We start from the raw sequence: 13,790 nt of genomic DNA on the forward strand, positions 1-13,790 counted from the left end.
TTGCTGCGGGAAAGCGGCGACCCTATGCCGCCGCCTTCGCCTGGCGGTCGAAGAACAATGCCTGACTGATCAGCGCCTTGACCATGTCGGGGTTGAACGGCTTGGTCACCAGGAACGCCGGTTCGGGGCGCTCGCCGGTCAGCAGGCGCTCGGGGAAGGCAGTGATGAAGATCACCGGCACCGAGGTTGACGACAGGATCTCGTTGACCGCCTCGATGCCCGAACTGCCGTCGGCGAGCTGGATGTCGGCCAGCACCATCTTCGGCCGCGTCTTGCCGAACATCGTCACCGCTTCGGCGTGTGTGCGCGCCGTTCCAACGACACGATGACCGAGGCTCTCGACCATCTCCTCTATGTCCATGGCGATCAGCGGTTCGTCCTCGATGATGAGCACGTCGGTCGCCACCTGGCGGGAAATCTCATTGCTTGCCTGGGCAAGCAGCTCGGAGAATTGCTGGTCGCCGACGTCCAGTATCTCGGCCGCCTCGTCCTCGCTGAAGCCTTCGACGGCAACCAGCAGGAAGGCCTGGCGGGGCAGGGGCGCGATCGCGTTGAGATTGGCGGCGGCGCGCTGCTCCCATGCCGACTGTGCCTGCTCCTGCGGCACGCGGATGGCGATCGAGGTGAAGAGTTTGGCGAAAACCTTGTACAGCGCAATACGGTCGCTCGAGGCCTCGGGGAAAATATCGACGTCGGCGATGATGGCCTCAAGCATCGCAGCGACCAGCGCGTCGCCACTCTCTTGCGATCCCGATACGGCGCGCGAGAAGCGGCGCAGGAACGGCAGGTGCGGTGCGATGGTGGCGGATAAACTCATGGTAAGACGTCTCCCCAGGAATGAAGTGATTGCATGGATTGCAGGTCAAGCTTATTGCAAGCCCCGCTAATACAACGCGGGTTTTCCGAAAAAGTTCCGCCCCTATGGAACGAATAGGCGGGAACGGCGTTTGGGTGTCGGGATGGGCAACCAGACGAGGGTGACGCTTGCCTTGTGTTGAGTTGGATATGAGCGGCCTGGGTGCTGGGGATATAAGGGCGAAATGAAGGATATGACGAAAGATATTTTGGCTGGCGCCGCGGGCAGGCGCCGGAACGGAGCAGGCGACCCGCTAGGGGCCAACTCCGAAATCGGGCGAAAACTCAAACAATATTACGACGAGCTGGTCTCCGACGACGTGCCGGATCGCTTTGCCCAATTGCTCAGCCAATTGGAACAGACCGAACCCGCACAGAAGAAGGACTGAGGCATGGCCGCGGTCTCCCAAGGCTTCAAGACCGATCTGCTTGGGGCAATCCCGAGCTTGCGGGCCTTTGCCGTTTCGCTGACGCAGAATGCCGACAAGGCCGACGACCTCGTTCAGGAAACACTGGTCAAGGCCTGGGACAAGCATGAGAGCTTCCAGCCCGGCACCAACCTCAAGGCATGGCTTTTCACGATCCTGCGCAATGAATTCTATTCGCAGATGCGCAAACGCGGCCGCGAGGTGCAGGACAGCGACGGCATCATGACGGCCAGGCTTGCCGTGCATCCGGCCCAGCACGGCCAACTCGACCTCAAGGATTTTCGTGGCGCTCTCGAGCAATTGCCGGAGGACCAGCGCGAGGCCATCATCCTCATCGGCGCATCGGGCTTCTCCTATGAGGAAGCCGCCGAAATCTGCGGCTGTGCGGTCGGCACGATCAAAAGCCGCGTCAGCAGGGCCCGCACGCGCCTGCAGGAAATCCTGAAGATCTCCGGCGAGGACGAATATGGTCCCGATGCGATCTCGGCTCAGGTCACGGGGACGGCGGCACACTGATGTGAGGCCCGGATGCCGCAATCCGGACGCTGCTGCATCAATCTCATCCCGGAGAGCCGCGTCCATAGGCCAGCGCCACCGCTTCGACGAGATCGTCACCCGAATAGGGTTTGGTGACCAGCCTCACCCCTGGAAAGGATGCCTTGATCTCGTCCGCGTCCGAATAGCCGGAGGCAAACACGAAAGGGACGCCCGTTTCACGCAAGCCGGCGGCGAATTCGAGCGTCGAGGTGCCGCCCAGCATCAGATCGACGATGGCCGCGTCGAATTGCGTTGCGACCTCTCGACCATCGATCTCCGTGAGGTCCCGGGCGATCACAACCTCTTGTGCGCCATGGTCGCGGCAAAGCTGCTCGACATCCATGGCGATGAGGAACTCGTCCTCCAGGACAAGAATCCGCAATCCGTCAAGCAATGTGGGCACAGGTGGAGGCTCCTTGAAACGCCGGGAGTCATGATCGCTATTGCGTGTGTTGTCATTTAAAAAAGACATGCCTTCTATCCCGGAACTCCGATCCCGGCAAAACGTTTAAAACGGGCCTGCTGACCGGCAGGCTTTCGAAGAGGGGTCGAAATGCCAAGCCAGAATGGGCGTGCTTTTTCCGGCCGCCAGTATCCTTGCGAGAATTGTCCTTTGCGGCCATTGCCGGTTTTCCGGGAATTCGAGAAGGAGGAACTGGCTTTCATCAGCAAGTTCAAGAAGGGGGAACTCGCGGTCGACAAGGGCGCCACGGTGCTGGTCGAGGGCAGCCACAGCGCCCATCTCTACACCGTGCTGTCCGGCTGGGCGTTCCGCTACAAGCTGTTGCCGGACGGTCGTCGGCAGATCCTCAATTACCTCATGCCTGGCGATCTCATCGGCCTGCAAGGCAGTGTCATGGGGGAAATGCAGCATTCCGTCGAGGCCTTGTCGCCGATGCTGCTTTGCGTCTTCGAGCGCGACAATCTGCACGAGCTCTACCGCAGCCATCCGGGCCTCGGCTACGACATCACCTGGATCGCATCGCGTGAAGAACGCATGCTGGATGAGAACCTGCTCAGCGTCGGCCGCCGCAGCGCCATCGAGCGCGCCGCCTATCTGATTGCTTTCATAGCCAGCCGTGCAAAGGTTGTCGGGCTGAACGGCAAGCAATCCATCCAGATACCGATCACGCAACAGCATATCGCCGACACGCTTGGCCTGTCGCTGGTTCACACCAATAAGACGATTCGCAAGCTCATGGACCGTAAGCTGATCCTCTGGCGTGATGGTGGCTGCGAGGTCGTCGATACCGAGGGGCTCAAGTCGCTCGCCGGCTGGGAAGGGCTGGGCGAGGGCCGCCGGCCGCTGATCTGACGCAATACTTCCCGCCAGGGAAAGCAGATCGGGTGCGCACGAGCAGCTTTTCGGCTAGAGCAGTTCACTGTTTCACGGAAACAGCGACTGCCCTATTTCTTTGTTTTTGACGCAACTCCGGACGGAAAACCGTTTCACACTTTTCCTGGAGTTGCTCTAGTTTGTCCCGATGCCGGAACCTTGAGACGCACGGCGCGTTTGAAATCGAGCAATCACAAGGAGTTAAGCAATGGCAACCGCCGCAGGAAAGACCGCCAACGAAGCGCGGGCGAATTCGGATCTCGAAGCCGACATCCGGCAGTTGAAGGCTGATATCGACAAGCTCACCAAGCAGTTGGCCAAGACCGGTGAACATGGCTATGGCACTGCCCGCCGTGCGGCCACCGAGGGTGTCGAGCAATTGCGCGCGCAGGGCGAAGCTGCGTTTGACAGCCTTCGCGGCAGTGCCAAGGATATCGAGGCGCAGTTGCTGGCCAATGTCCGCGAAAAGCCGGTGACCTCGCTGGCGATCGCCGCCGGCGTCGGCTTCCTCTTCGCGCTGCTTGCGCGTCGCTAGTACCGCCTGAGATGGGTCTGCTGGCATCCCTGCTCTCGGGTTTCGCCTCGGGTGAAACCGTGGCCGCCATACGCCGTGCGCGCACGGCGGCCATCGTCTATACGCTTGCCGCGCTGGCGGCATTCTGCGGTCTCGGCTTCCTGGTCGGGGCAGCTTATATCTGGGCCGCGGCCCGCTATGGATCGTTCGCGGCGGCGCTTGGTTTCGGTGTCGGCTTCCTGGTGATCGCCGGCCTCGTCCTTCTGATCCATCGGTTGATGTCCGGCGCCCGTGCCCGCCGCGCGGCGAGGCGGCGCAACGCCGACATGAAGGCGCTCGGCATCACGGCAGCAATCGCCGTGCTGCCCACATTGCTCAAGGGAAAAGGTGGTCTCGGGGTCATTCTCGGTCCGGCCGTGGCGCTCGCCGCCTATGCCATCTACCGTGAGAACGTGAAGCCCGACGATCCGGATGCCGGGGAGGGGAAATAACGCCGCCCGGGGATCAAAGATCAGTCACTTCGACATATCTTCCAGCGGCAGCGATATTTCGGCGAAGACTCCCTCCGGCCGGAATTCATGGGTCACTTCGCTTGAAATGACCTTGGCAAGGCTGCGGCGGATGAGGATCGAGCCGAAGCCGTGCCGTTCGGGCGGGGCGACCTTTGGTCCGCCGCTTTCGCGCCACGTCAGCACCAGGCGCCGGTCGCCCTTCCTGCCTTGTGTCTTCCAGGCGAGATCGACCTTGCCCGATGCAACCGATAGCGATCCGTATTGCAGCGCATTGCTGGCCAGTTCGTGCAGGATCAGTCCAAGGCCGACGGCCTGGTCGGGCGACAGCAACAGGTCGGCGCCGGAGATCGTGATGCGCGGCTGATCGGCTGTGTCAAAGGGCCTGATCTCGATCTGGACGAGCTCGCGGATGCCGATGCCACGCCACTCGCGGTCGGACAAGAGATTGTGGGCGATGCCCAGCGCTTGAAGCCGGGCGCCGAAGGCCTCGAGGAATTCGCTCGGCTGGCGGGCATGACGCACGGTCTGCGTCGCCAGCGCCTGGACGGTCGCCAGCGTGTTCTTGACGCGGTGGTTGAGCTCGCGCAGCAGGAGCCGCTGCCGCTCGTCGCCGAGCTTGCGTTCGGAGATGTCGTAGTTGACGCCGAAGATCAGTGTCGGCTTGCCGTCGCCGTCGCGCTCGATGACGCGGCCGCGCGTGGCGACCCAGCGCGGCGGATGAAAGCCTTTCACCCGGTATTCGCCGAAATAATCGTCGCTGCCGGACAAGGCATCGCGAAAGCGGGTTTCTGTCTGGTAGACGTCGCGTGGATCGATGGCGGTCAGGATGTCGCGCGCCCGCAGCCGGGTCGAGCGCGGCAGGTCGAACAGCTCCGACAGCCGGACATCGCATTCGATCATGTCGGTGCGGATGTCCCATGCCCAGCTGGCGAGCGAGGCCGCGTCGAGCGCGATGGCGCGCCGCTTTTCCTCGCGCGCCAGGGCTGCCTCGGCAATGGCGCCGCTGCGCGTCGCGTCCTTCAAGGTGAACAGGCTGGCGGCAAGGCCGGCCAGCGTCGTCAACTGGTCGAGCTTGGCCTGTGATGGAAAGGTATGCGGCTTGCGGTCGAGCACGCACAGCGTGCCGATCCTGGCACCCGCCACCAGCATCGGCGCGCCGGCATAGAAGCGCACATGATGCTTGCCGGTGACCAGCGGGTTGGTTTTGAAGCGTGGGTCCGCCGTGGCGTCCGTCACCACCATGGGATCGTCGCCGGCGGCGATGGCGTGGGCACAAAAGGAGATGTCGGTGGCGGTCTCGGTTTCGTCGAGGCCAACGCACGACTTGAACCATTGCCGCTCGAGATCGACCAGCGTGACCAGGGCGATCGGCGCCTGCATGACGGCCGCGGCAAGGCTGCTGATGCGGTCGAAATCCGGGTCGGCCGCCGTATCCAGCATCTCCAGCCCGTGCAGCACGGCCAGCCGGTCTTCAGCATTGACGGCAAGCGCCACCTCGGCCGGCAGGCTCGCCCCTATTTCCGCCTTGCTATTCAAGCCAATCCCCAACGCCTGGCTCCCGCCGTCTTACCCTGCGGGCCCGGCTTCCTCGGAACCATCCTAACAAGGAACCGTTACCCGACCGTGATTTGCCGAGCGGGCTGGCTGGGACAAAACGAGACAAGGACCCACCATGACCAAGATCATTCCCGAAGACAAAGCGCGTCAGGGGCGGTGGGGTTGGCACGGCCTTCGTATCCTGATCGCCGCGCTGCTTCTGGCCTTCGTCGCCTGGGGCATCGCTGAAATCTATGGTGAGGCGGTCAAGACGCCGGCGACGGAGCAAGGAAATGCGCCGGGCGGCTAGATTTTCGGCCGTCATCGTTCGGGATCGCATCAGGCAGCCTTTGCCGCGGCAATGCTGGCCGGCACCAGGACATTCAGCGCGCCGGGCCGGATTTCGATCGTCGTCTCACGCTCCAGCCTGACCAGTTCGCCATCCATGACGGCGCGGAACTTTCTGCTGCCGGAATGGATTTTCAGGACGGTCCGGTCCGATTGATGGATTTCGACATGTTCGTTGTCGCGCCATTTGCCGCGCGCCACATTGAAGAGGAATTTCACCAGTTCGGCGCGCTGCTGCGCCACCGTGACATAGATGCCGAGCACCCCGCCCGAGGGGTTGTCCGCATAGGGCAGATGGCCCTCGCCGAACAGATTGTTGGTGACGCCGATGCCTGATATGCGCGCCGTCATCTCGGCTTCGCCGATGTCGAGCGTGACGTTCATCGCCGGCGGGTTCTTGATCGTCGCCCACGCCGCCTTGGCCGAAGCCCCGATCTTGCCCAGGCGCGAGCCGAATTCCATTCCCTGGCGCAACTGCACCATCTTGGCATGCATGCCGATCGAGAACTGATGGACGAAGGGCCGGCCGTTGGCGATGGCCATGTCGACCGCGATGATCTCGCCGTCGGCGAAGGATTTCAGCGCGGCGTCAAGCGACTGCGGAATGCCGAGGCCACGCGCAAACAGGTTCATGGTGCCGGCCGGCAGTATGGCAAGCGCCTTGTTCGTGCCCATCAGCCTCGCGGCCGCCGCTGAAATGGTTCCGTCACCGCCACCGGCCAGCACGACATCGACGGTGCTGCGCGAAGCAGCGCTGTCGAGGCCTTCCACCACGTCCTTGCCGGCAACCACGTCGATGCTCAGGGAGTGGCCTGCCGCTTCCAGCGTCTGACGCATCCTGTCGGAAAAAGCGGCGAGGTCGGTGGTGCGCAAGGTGCCACCGTCCCGGTTCAGCACCGCCGCAAATTTCATGCCCCGCTCCGTATGCCAACCCAAAACAGACCGGGAAAACCCAGCCGCAGGCTGAAACGTGGCGATGCAGGAAAGGTTCCGTTGGAAAGGTGCAATTCAGTGCGTGTTCTTCAGCCGCCGCGCAACCGCTCCGTGTCTTTTTGGCTGAGAATCCACGCCAATTTTGTCGGAACAACAGCATGGTCACGGCGTTGTGAACCCGTAGAAGATGCCGCGCCGGTCTTCTCAGCGATGCTTTGACCGGACGCGGCGTGCACGAAATCACGCATCAGGAGAGACCATCATGATCCGCACCCTTTTAGCCACCACCGCACTCGCAACGCTGATCGCGACGGGCGCCTTTGCGCAGACCGCGACGACCCCGGCTCCGGCCGCCGCGCCGTCCGTCCAGGAGCCTGCGGCCACCGCTCCGGTGCCGCGCGCCGAAGGCAGCATCGTCACCAACATCATCGGCGAGTCCGTCTATAATGGCACCGGCGATGATGCCGAGAACATCGGCAAGGTCAGCGATGTCGTCTTCGACAAGGATGGCATGGCGAAATCGGTTGTCATCGGCGTCGGCGGCTTCCTCGGTGTTGGCGCAAAGAACGTCGCCTTCGATTACGACAAGCTGCAATGGGCCGAGAAGAACGGCGACCGCTGGCTGGTTGCCCAGACGAGCAAGGACGAACTGACGGCGCATCCGGAGTTCGACAGCAAGCCCTACGGACCGGCAGCGGCGCCTGCCACTTCCACCGACGCAGCAGCACCGAAAGCGCCCGCGACAACGGATACTGCACAGGCGCCTGCCGCCGCTCCGGCCGAGCCGGTGAAGCGCGCCGACGGCAACCTTGCCACCAACATCATCGGCGAGACCGTCTACAACGGCACCGGCGATGACGCGCAGAACATCGGCAGCGTCAACGATATTGTGCTGACCAGGGACGGCAAGGCCGAATCCCTGGTCATCGGCGTGGGTGGGTTCCTTGGGCTCGGCGCCAAGAACGTCACCTATGATTTCAGCAAGGCACAGTGGGCGGAGAAGAACGGCGACCGCTGGCTGGTAGCGCAGACCACCAAGGAAGAGCTGCAGGCGCAGCCGGATTTCAACCGCAAGGCCTATGATCCGGTGCCGGCAACGACGGCTTCCAATGAGCCGGCGGCAACAGCTCCAGCCGCGACCACGGCTCCTGCTGCCGCACCGGCGGACAAGACTGCCGAGGCGCCAGCGGCTACGGCCCCCGATGCCGCCGCTCCCGACCAGACACAGACTGCGGCCATCGACAAATCGACGCTGACGGAGATGCCGGTCGGCGAGATCAGGGCCGACGATCTGAAGGGCGCGACGGTCTACGGCGCCAATGACGCCAAGGTCGGGGAGATCGGCGATGTTGTGCTGGCGCCTGACAAGAAAACCGATGCGGTGATCGTCAATGTCGGAGGCTTCCTTGGCATCGGCGAGAAGGAAGTGGCGGTCGGCCTGGATAATCTGAAGTTCATGACCGACAAGGACGGCAAGAAGTATCTCTACACGACCTTCACCACGGAACAGCTCGAGGCACAGCCTGCCTATGACAAGGGCAGTTATGCCGAGAAGCGGGATCAGCAGCGGTTGATACTGCGGTAGGCAGTAGGGCAGTAGGGCAGTAGGGCAGTAGGGCAGTAGGGCAGTAGGGCAGTAGGGTCCGGCGTCGGTGCCGATGTCTCCAAACATACTGCCTTACTGCCCTACTGCCTTATTCCCTTACTGACATGTCCCACCACGCCATTTTCCGTCAACTCCGCCAGCGCCAGTGACTGGTCGAGATGTCGGCCCGCCAGGTGAGAAGCCGCTCGGCGAATTCCAGACGGGTGGAGAGATGGGCGGGGCTGGTGGCGAGGTTGGTCAGTTCGCCAGGCTCTGCCTCGACGTTGAAAAGCAAAGGTGGCAAGCCGCCGCCAAAATGCACGTATTTGAATTTTTTGGTGCGAATGACGGCGAGGTTGCATTGGCGCGAGGCAATGCCGAAATGCTGCTCGGCCTCGCCGCCGGCGATCGAGCGGAAATCGAATTCCCAATGCGCGGCGTCACGCCAGATAGCGGGGGTTCCGCCGCTCAGGAACGGCTTCAGCGAGTGTCCGTCGAGATGCGGTTCGGGCGGCTCGCCAAGCAGATCTATCAGCGTGGGCAAGATGTCTACCGCTTCGGTGAAGCGATCGACCGTGCTGCCGGCAGCCTTGCGATGTCGTGGATCGCGAATGATCAGCGGGATGTGGTAGCTGCCGTCGAAGTAGCCGCCCTTGCCCAGCATGAAATGGTCGCCCATCATCTCGGCGTGGTCCGAGGTGAGAACGATGATTGTGTCGTCCCACGCGCCCGAAGCCTTCAGTGACTGCCATATCCGGCCAAGCTGTGCGTCGACCTCCGAGATCATGCCGTAATAAATCGCCCGGATGCGACGGAAATCATCCTCGCTCCAGTCATGCACCTTGCCTGCGGCGCCGGGGCGGAACTTCATACGTTTCTGCCGGCTGAGATCATAAGCGAGATAGGGGTGGCTTTGAGCTTCGGCCCGCCAACTCTCCGCGCGGTGAAAAGCCGGGCCTTCGGCCGGATCGTATAGTGTGTTGTAGGGCTCCGGTACGATGAAGGGCGGATGCGGGCTGATGAGGGAAAGATGCGCGAACCAGGGCGTGGCCTGTTCCTGCTCGCCGAGCCAGCGAATGAACTCGCCGGCAAGAAAAGCCGTCGGCGTATGGTCTTTCGAGTAGATCGGCGGCGCCTCCGTCACTGCGTCGGCGCCGCTTTCTTCGCCCGCGGGACGGTGGATGTCCGGAGATCCGGCGCTGGCATCGATGCCCTGCTGCTTCAGCCAGGAGAGCCATTGCTTCTGATGCTCGGGCAGCAGTTGCCGCGCCGTGAATCCGGGCAGCACGCCTTCATAGCTTTTCAGTCTTGGATCGCCAGGCGCCAGCAAGCGCGGATCGAGCGACACGTCGGTGTAACCGAACAACGTCGGATCGTAACCGGTGGCTCGGGCATACAGCGCGATATTGCCATGGCGGGCGTCCAGCGGCGAGCCGTTGCGGCAGACGCGGTTGTTCATCTGGTAGAGGCCGGTGTAGAGGCACGCGCGGGCTGGAGAGCACGGCGTTGCCCCGCCATAGTGGCGTTTGAACAATACGCCCTCGGCAGCCAGTGCGTCGGCGTTCGGCGTCTTCACCACGGGATGGCCGGCGGCCGACAGGCAATCACCGCGCCACTGGTCGCAGGTGATCAGCAGAACATTCGGGCGCCTGGCTTTTCCTGTCACTCGCGATACCTTTCGCTGGATGGTCTAATGCCATTCATGGAACCGATTTCCGGCAAGGGCGCAAGACCGCCCGTGTTAGTCGATTGGTGAACAAATCTCTTTTGATTGTTCACTTTTACAGCACAGTCCATTCTGTGTTTGCCGCCTTTGCCGCAAGCTGTGGTGTCCTCATATTGGCGTGGACAGCGGCAAGGGCCGCACAAACACCAAGGAAAGGAGCAAGACAATGCTCGACCAGATCAAGGGCCTGCATCACGTCACCTCGATGGCCAGGGATGCCCGGCAGAACAATGAGTTCTTCACCCACAAGCTCGGCCTGCGCCGGGTCAAGAAGACAGTCAATTTCGACGCGCCTGACGTCTACCACCTCTATTATGGTGACGAGGCTGGCACGCCGGGTTCGGTGATGACCTATTTTCCGTTTCCCAACATCGGCAAGGGCCGTCACGGCGTCGGCGAAGTCGGCACTGCGGTTTATTCCGTGCCGGAAGGCACGCTCGCCTATTGGGAGAAGCGCTTCGCTGACGAAGGCGTGAGCGGTGTTTCCCGCGAGGAGAGTTTTGGCGAGAAGCGGCTCGGATTTGCCGGCCCCGACGGCGACAGTTTCGCGCTCGTCGAGGACAAGGCCGACAGCCGTGCGCCCTGGCTGAAAGGCGGTGTTCCGGCCGACGAGGCGATCCGCGGCTTTCACTCGGTTTCGCTGAGGCTGAAGGATGGCGGTGCCACCGAGGAGCTGTTGAAATTCATGGGCTACGAGGAAGTCGAGAAATCCGGCAACGTCAGGCGGCTTGCCGTGAAGAACGGCAATGGTGCGGATGTCGTCGACATCGAATCGCTGCCGACCGCGGCCTTCGCCGATCTCGGCGCCGGCTCGGTCCATCATGTCGCCTTCGCCGTCGAGAACCGCGCCAAGCAGCTCGAAGTGCGCAAGGCGCTGATGGATACGGGCTATGGGGTGACACCGGTGATCGACCGCGACTATTTCTGGGCGATCTATTTCCGCACGCCGGGCGGCGTGCTGTTCGAAGTCGCCACCAACGAGCCTGGTTTCGACAAGGATGAGGACACCGCTCATCTGGGCGAAGCGCTGAAGCTACCGACGCAGCACCAGCATTTGCGGCCCTATCTCGAACAGCACCTGCAGAAGCTGGAAGGCTGAGACCATGAGCAAGGACGCTTATATCAACAAGATGCTGCCCGGTTCGCCGGGCGGTCCCTTGGTCTTCGTCTTCCACGGTACGGGCGGTGACGAGAGCCAGCTTCTGTCACTGGGACGCGATCTCGTGCCCCAGGCCACCATCATCTCGCCACGCGGCGATGTGTCCGAACACGGCGCGGCGCGCTTTTCCGCCGCACCGGCGAGGGCGTCTATGACATGGACGACCTGACGCGGGCGACGGACAAGATGGCTGAATTCATCAAGGCGCATGTCGAGGCAGCGAAGCCGTCGGCGGTGCTTGGCCTTGGCTACTCCAACGGCGCCAACATACTGGCGTCCGTGGTGTTCGCCGAGCCCGAGCTGTTCGACGCCACGGCGCTGATGCATCCGCTGATCCCGTTCGAACCGCAGGTCAAGGGCAGCCTTGCCGGCCGCCACATCCTGCTGACCGCCGGCAAGCGCGATCCGATCTGCCCGCCGAACCTGACGACGCGGCTTGAGGCGTATTTGCGCGCCGACGGCGCCGATGTCACAGTGGAGTGGCACGAAGGCGGGCACGAGGTGCGGCCGAATGAAATCGAGGCGGCCCGGCGGCTCTTTGCCGGTGCCACTCAGGGAGTGTAGAGATGCCCGACCAATTGCCTGAAATCGAACTGGAAGACCACGGCTCCAAGGGTCGATATGTCCTGCGCGGTCCCGGCGGCGCCGAGGCCGAGATGACCTTCACCAAGATCGGCGAGCACCAGATCATCATCGACCACACGGAAGTGCCGGACGCATTTCGCGGCCAGGGTGCCGGGCTTCGGCTCGTCACCCGTGCCGTCGAGGATGCGCGCGCCGTGGGCAAGAAGATCATCCCGCTCTGTCCGTTCGCCAACGCCCAGTTCCGCCGCCATCCTGAATGGGCCGACGTGCTGAAGCAGTAGGGGCGCGCAGGCACCTCGTCGATCGGTGTGCATGGGAAGAAGGGGCGGTCGCGGCAGCCGATTGGCTTTGTAATTTGCCGCGACCGGATATCTTGCCTAGATATGATATATCGCCGTGCCGACAAACGAAGTGAATGATCCCCCTATGACCGAAACAGACCTCGTCCCCGTCTTCGACGGCCACAATGATACGCTGCTGCGACTTTATCAGTCGAAGGACACGGACGTCGAAAAGCTGTTCATCGAGGGCAAGTCGGGCGGTCATATCGACCTGCCGCGTGCGAAAGCCGGCGGCTTTGCCGGTGGCATGTTCGCCATCTTCCCGCCGCCGGTCGAGAAGGCCAGGCGCAGCGCGGTCCCGTTGGCACCGAGCGACAGCGAGCCGCTGCCGCCGGAGGTGCCGCGCGCCGATGCGCTCAACTCGACGATCGCGATGGCCTCCATCCTGTTTCGGTTGGAACGGGCCGGAGCACTGGCCGTCTGCCGCACTGCCGCCGACATACACAACGCGATGGCCAAAGGCACGATCGCCGCGGTGTTCCACATCGAGGGCGTCGAGGCGATCGATCCCGAACTCACCATGCTCGACGTGCTGCATGCGGCCGGCCTGCGCTCTCTCGGCATCGTCTGGAGCCGGCCGAATGCTTTCGGCCACGGTGTGCCGTTCCGGTTTCCATCCTCGCCCGATACAGGTCCGGGTCTGACCGACGCCGGCAAGGCGCTGGTCAAGGCCTGTAATCAGCTCAAGATCATGATCGATCTTTCGCATCTCAACGAGAAGGGCTTTCGCGATGTCGCTGCGCTGAGTGATGCACCATTGGTCGCCACCCATTCCAACGTGCATGCGATCTGCGGTCATTCGCGCAACCTTACCGACTGGCAGCTCGGCGCGATCCGCGAGTCCGGCGGCATGGTGGGGCTGAACTTCGCCACCGGCTTCCTGCGCGAGGACGGCCGCATGAATGCCGACACCAGCCTCGACATCATGGTGCGCCATGTCGATTCCCTGCTGCAGGCGCTGGGTGAGGATGGCGTCGGCCTCGGTTCGGATTTCGACGGTGCCATGATCCCAGCCGTCATCGGCGACGTCGCCGGTCTGCCGAAGCTGATCGATGCCTTGGCGGCGCGTGGTTTTGGTCGTGCGTTGATCGAAAAGATCGCCTATCGCAACTGGCTGAGCATGCTTGAGCGTACGATAGGCTGAGGCGACGCTACTGACCGAAGCCTATACGCTTCAGCCAGTCCTTGCCGATGCCACGGTCGCGGATGATCGGCAGCGGGTTTTCCGAATCGAGCCGCGCGCAGATGCGATAGACTTCGAGCGTCTCGGCGCTCATCTCGTCGCGCTTGTAGAAGAACATGGCGGCGGCGTAGCGCGTGCGGCCCGACCATTTTTCGCCGAGCGGGGTGTTGACCAGCTCCCACTGTTCGGCGGCCTCCGCTTCGTCGGCCATG

16 protein-coding genes and 2 pseudogenes are annotated in these 13,790 nt (G+C 62.7%); 11 read left to right on the plus strand and 7 right to left on the minus strand.

The annotated features are described in order from the left end of the window. Positions 1 to 22: 22 nt before the first annotated feature. On the minus strand, positions 23 to 817 hold the full coding sequence (locus AC0V7N_RS08875) for a response regulator (protein ID WP_172223167.1): 795 nt from the start codon (positions 815 to 817) through the stop codon (positions 23 to 25). A gap of 223 nt (positions 818 to 1,040) precedes the next feature. On the opposite strand from AC0V7N_RS08875, the gene AC0V7N_RS08880 reads away from it, so the two are divergent. Both AC0V7N_RS08880 and AC0V7N_RS08885 read left to right on the plus strand, forming a co-directional pair. Beyond that, positions 1,041 to 1,244 carry a NepR family anti-sigma factor gene (locus AC0V7N_RS08880; protein WP_027041867.1) on the plus strand — a complete coding sequence of 68 codons (204 nt, stop codon included), beginning with the start codon at positions 1,041 to 1,043 and terminating at the stop codon, positions 1,242 to 1,244. Positions 1,245 to 1,247: 3 nt separating this feature from the next. Beyond that, positions 1,248 to 1,799 (plus strand): RNA polymerase sigma factor, encoded by a 552-nt coding sequence (locus tag AC0V7N_RS08885; protein WP_010911883.1) that lies wholly within the window; start codon positions 1,248 to 1,250, stop codon positions 1,797 to 1,799. Between the two features lie 43 nt (positions 1,800 to 1,842). On the opposite strand, the gene AC0V7N_RS08890 is transcribed toward AC0V7N_RS08885, so the two are convergent. After that, complete coding sequence (locus AC0V7N_RS08890) at positions 1,843 to 2,292, minus strand: response regulator (protein WP_475456530.1); 450 nt, start codon at positions 2,290 to 2,292, stop codon at positions 1,843 to 1,845. Between the two features lie 81 nt (positions 2,293 to 2,373). Here AC0V7N_RS08890 and AC0V7N_RS08895 point away from each other — a divergent pair, with 81 nt between their 5' ends. The 3 genes from AC0V7N_RS08895 to AC0V7N_RS08905 all read left to right on the plus strand — a co-directional run bounded on the left by AC0V7N_RS08895 (position 2,374) and on the right by AC0V7N_RS08905 (position 4,161). After that, entirely contained in the window at positions 2,374 to 3,135 is a 762-nt protein-coding gene (locus AC0V7N_RS08895) for a Crp/Fnr family transcriptional regulator (protein ID WP_475456532.1), read from the plus strand. 229 nt (positions 3,136 to 3,364) lie between these two features. Then, positions 3,365 to 3,691 (plus strand): ElaB/YgaM/YqjD family protein, encoded by a 327-nt coding sequence (locus AC0V7N_RS08900; RefSeq protein WP_069090305.1) that lies wholly within the window; start codon positions 3,365 to 3,367, stop codon positions 3,689 to 3,691. A gap of 11 nt (positions 3,692 to 3,702) precedes the next feature. After that, on the plus strand, positions 3,703 to 4,161 hold the full coding sequence (locus AC0V7N_RS08905; RefSeq protein WP_475456534.1) for a hypothetical protein: 459 nt from the start codon (positions 3,703 to 3,705) through the stop codon (positions 4,159 to 4,161). 24 nt (positions 4,162 to 4,185) lie between these two features. On the opposite strand, the gene AC0V7N_RS08910 is transcribed toward AC0V7N_RS08905, so the two are convergent. Then, a complete protein-coding gene (locus AC0V7N_RS08910) occupies positions 4,186 to 5,718 on the minus strand; it encodes a sensor histidine kinase (protein WP_475456536.1) in 1,533 nt (510 codons plus the stop codon). Between the two features lie 136 nt (positions 5,719 to 5,854). Here AC0V7N_RS08910 and AC0V7N_RS08915 point away from each other — a divergent pair, with 136 nt between their 5' ends. Then, positions 5,855 to 6,028: a hypothetical protein gene (locus AC0V7N_RS08915; protein ID WP_475456538.1), complete on the plus strand. Its 174-nt coding sequence runs from the start codon at positions 5,855 to 5,857 to the stop codon at positions 6,026 to 6,028. Between the two features lie 29 nt (positions 6,029 to 6,057). Here AC0V7N_RS08915 and AC0V7N_RS08920 read toward each other — a convergent pair whose 3' ends face one another. Together AC0V7N_RS08920 and AC0V7N_RS08925 are read right to left on the minus strand one after the other, a co-directional pair. After that, on the minus strand, positions 6,058 to 6,978 hold the full coding sequence (locus AC0V7N_RS08920; RefSeq protein ID WP_475456540.1) for a diacylglycerol/lipid kinase family protein: 921 nt from the start codon (positions 6,976 to 6,978) through the stop codon (positions 6,058 to 6,060). A 110-nt stretch (positions 6,979 to 7,088) separates the two neighbouring features. Continuing rightward, entirely contained in the window at positions 7,089 to 7,247 is a 159-nt protein-coding gene (locus tag AC0V7N_RS08925) for a hypothetical protein (RefSeq protein WP_496627793.1), read from the minus strand. A 14-nt stretch (positions 7,248 to 7,261) separates the two neighbouring features. On the opposite strand from AC0V7N_RS08925, the gene AC0V7N_RS08930 reads away from it, so the two are divergent. Beyond that, positions 7,262 to 8,584: a PRC-barrel domain-containing protein gene (locus AC0V7N_RS08930; protein ID WP_496627794.1), complete on the plus strand. Its 1,323-nt coding sequence runs from the start codon at positions 7,262 to 7,264 to the stop codon at positions 8,582 to 8,584. Between the two features lie 101 nt (positions 8,585 to 8,685). Here AC0V7N_RS08930 and AC0V7N_RS08935 read toward each other — a convergent pair. Further along, positions 8,686 to 10,250 (minus strand): annotated as a pseudogene (locus AC0V7N_RS08935) (alkaline phosphatase family protein). A gap of 226 nt (positions 10,251 to 10,476) precedes the next feature. Between AC0V7N_RS08935 and AC0V7N_RS08940 the strand changes: the two are divergent. From AC0V7N_RS08940 to AC0V7N_RS08955, 4 genes and pseudogenes are all read left to right on the plus strand, one after another. Further along, positions 10,477 to 11,409, plus strand: coding sequence for a VOC family protein (locus AC0V7N_RS08940; protein ID WP_475456545.1), 933 nt, complete (start codon positions 10,477 to 10,479; stop codon positions 11,407 to 11,409). Between the two features lie 4 nt (positions 11,410 to 11,413). Continuing rightward, positions 11,414 to 12,033: pseudogene (locus AC0V7N_RS08945) on the plus strand (alpha/beta hydrolase). 2 nt (positions 12,034 to 12,035) lie between these two features. Continuing rightward, complete coding sequence (locus AC0V7N_RS08950; protein WP_172223198.1) at positions 12,036 to 12,335, plus strand: GNAT family N-acetyltransferase; 300 nt, start codon at positions 12,036 to 12,038, stop codon at positions 12,333 to 12,335. A 145-nt stretch (positions 12,336 to 12,480) separates the two neighbouring features. Next, entirely contained in the window at positions 12,481 to 13,539 is a 1,059-nt protein-coding gene (locus tag AC0V7N_RS08955) for a dipeptidase (RefSeq protein ID WP_475456548.1), read from the plus strand. Between the two features lie 7 nt (positions 13,540 to 13,546). On the opposite strand, the gene AC0V7N_RS08960 is transcribed toward AC0V7N_RS08955, so the two are convergent. Beyond that, entirely contained in the window at positions 13,547 to 13,789 is a 243-nt protein-coding gene (locus tag AC0V7N_RS08960; RefSeq protein WP_475456550.1) for a hypothetical protein, read from the minus strand. Position 13,790 lies beyond the last annotated feature (1 nt).

It is taken from the genome of Mesorhizobium kamtschaticum, assembly GCF_056174585.1.

Coding starts and splice junctions, on each gene's coding strand:
- AC0V7N_RS08875 (WP_172223167.1), bottom strand. CDS start 817: ATGAGTTTATCCGCCACCATCGCACCGCACCTGCCGTTCCTGCGCCGC.
- AC0V7N_RS08895 (WP_475456532.1), top strand. CDS start 2,374: ATGCCAAGCCAGAATGGGCGTGCTTTTTCCGGCCGCCAGTATCCTTGC.
- AC0V7N_RS08920 (WP_475456540.1), bottom strand. CDS start 6,978: ATGAAATTTGCGGCGGTGCTGAACCGGGACGGTGGCACCTTGCGCACC.
- AC0V7N_RS08950 (WP_172223198.1), top strand. CDS start 12,036: ATGCCCGACCAATTGCCTGAAATCGAACTGGAAGACCACGGCTCCAAG.
- AC0V7N_RS08960 (WP_475456550.1), bottom strand. CDS start 13,789: ATGGCCGACGAAGCGGAGGCCGCCGAACAGTGGGAGCTGGTCAACACC.
- AC0V7N_RS08890 (WP_475456530.1), bottom strand. CDS start 2,292: ATGTCTTTTTTAAATGACAACACACGCAATAGCGATCATGACTCCCGG.
- AC0V7N_RS08925 (WP_496627793.1), bottom strand. CDS start 7,247: ATGCGTGATTTCGTGCACGCCGCGTCCGGTCAAAGCATCGCTGAGAAG.
- AC0V7N_RS08955 (WP_475456548.1), top strand. CDS start 12,481: ATGACCGAAACAGACCTCGTCCCCGTCTTCGACGGCCACAATGATACG.
- AC0V7N_RS08900 (WP_069090305.1), top strand. CDS start 3,365: ATGGCAACCGCCGCAGGAAAGACCGCCAACGAAGCGCGGGCGAATTCG.
- AC0V7N_RS08885 (WP_010911883.1), top strand. CDS start 1,248: ATGGCCGCGGTCTCCCAAGGCTTCAAGACCGATCTGCTTGGGGCAATC.
- AC0V7N_RS08930 (WP_496627794.1), top strand. CDS start 7,262: ATGATCCGCACCCTTTTAGCCACCACCGCACTCGCAACGCTGATCGCG.
- AC0V7N_RS08905 (WP_475456534.1), top strand. CDS start 3,703: ATGGGTCTGCTGGCATCCCTGCTCTCGGGTTTCGCCTCGGGTGAAACC.
- AC0V7N_RS08915 (WP_475456538.1), top strand. CDS start 5,855: ATGACCAAGATCATTCCCGAAGACAAAGCGCGTCAGGGGCGGTGGGGT.
- AC0V7N_RS08880 (WP_027041867.1), top strand. CDS start 1,041: ATGAAGGATATGACGAAAGATATTTTGGCTGGCGCCGCGGGCAGGCGC.
- AC0V7N_RS08940 (WP_475456545.1), top strand. CDS start 10,477: ATGCTCGACCAGATCAAGGGCCTGCATCACGTCACCTCGATGGCCAGG.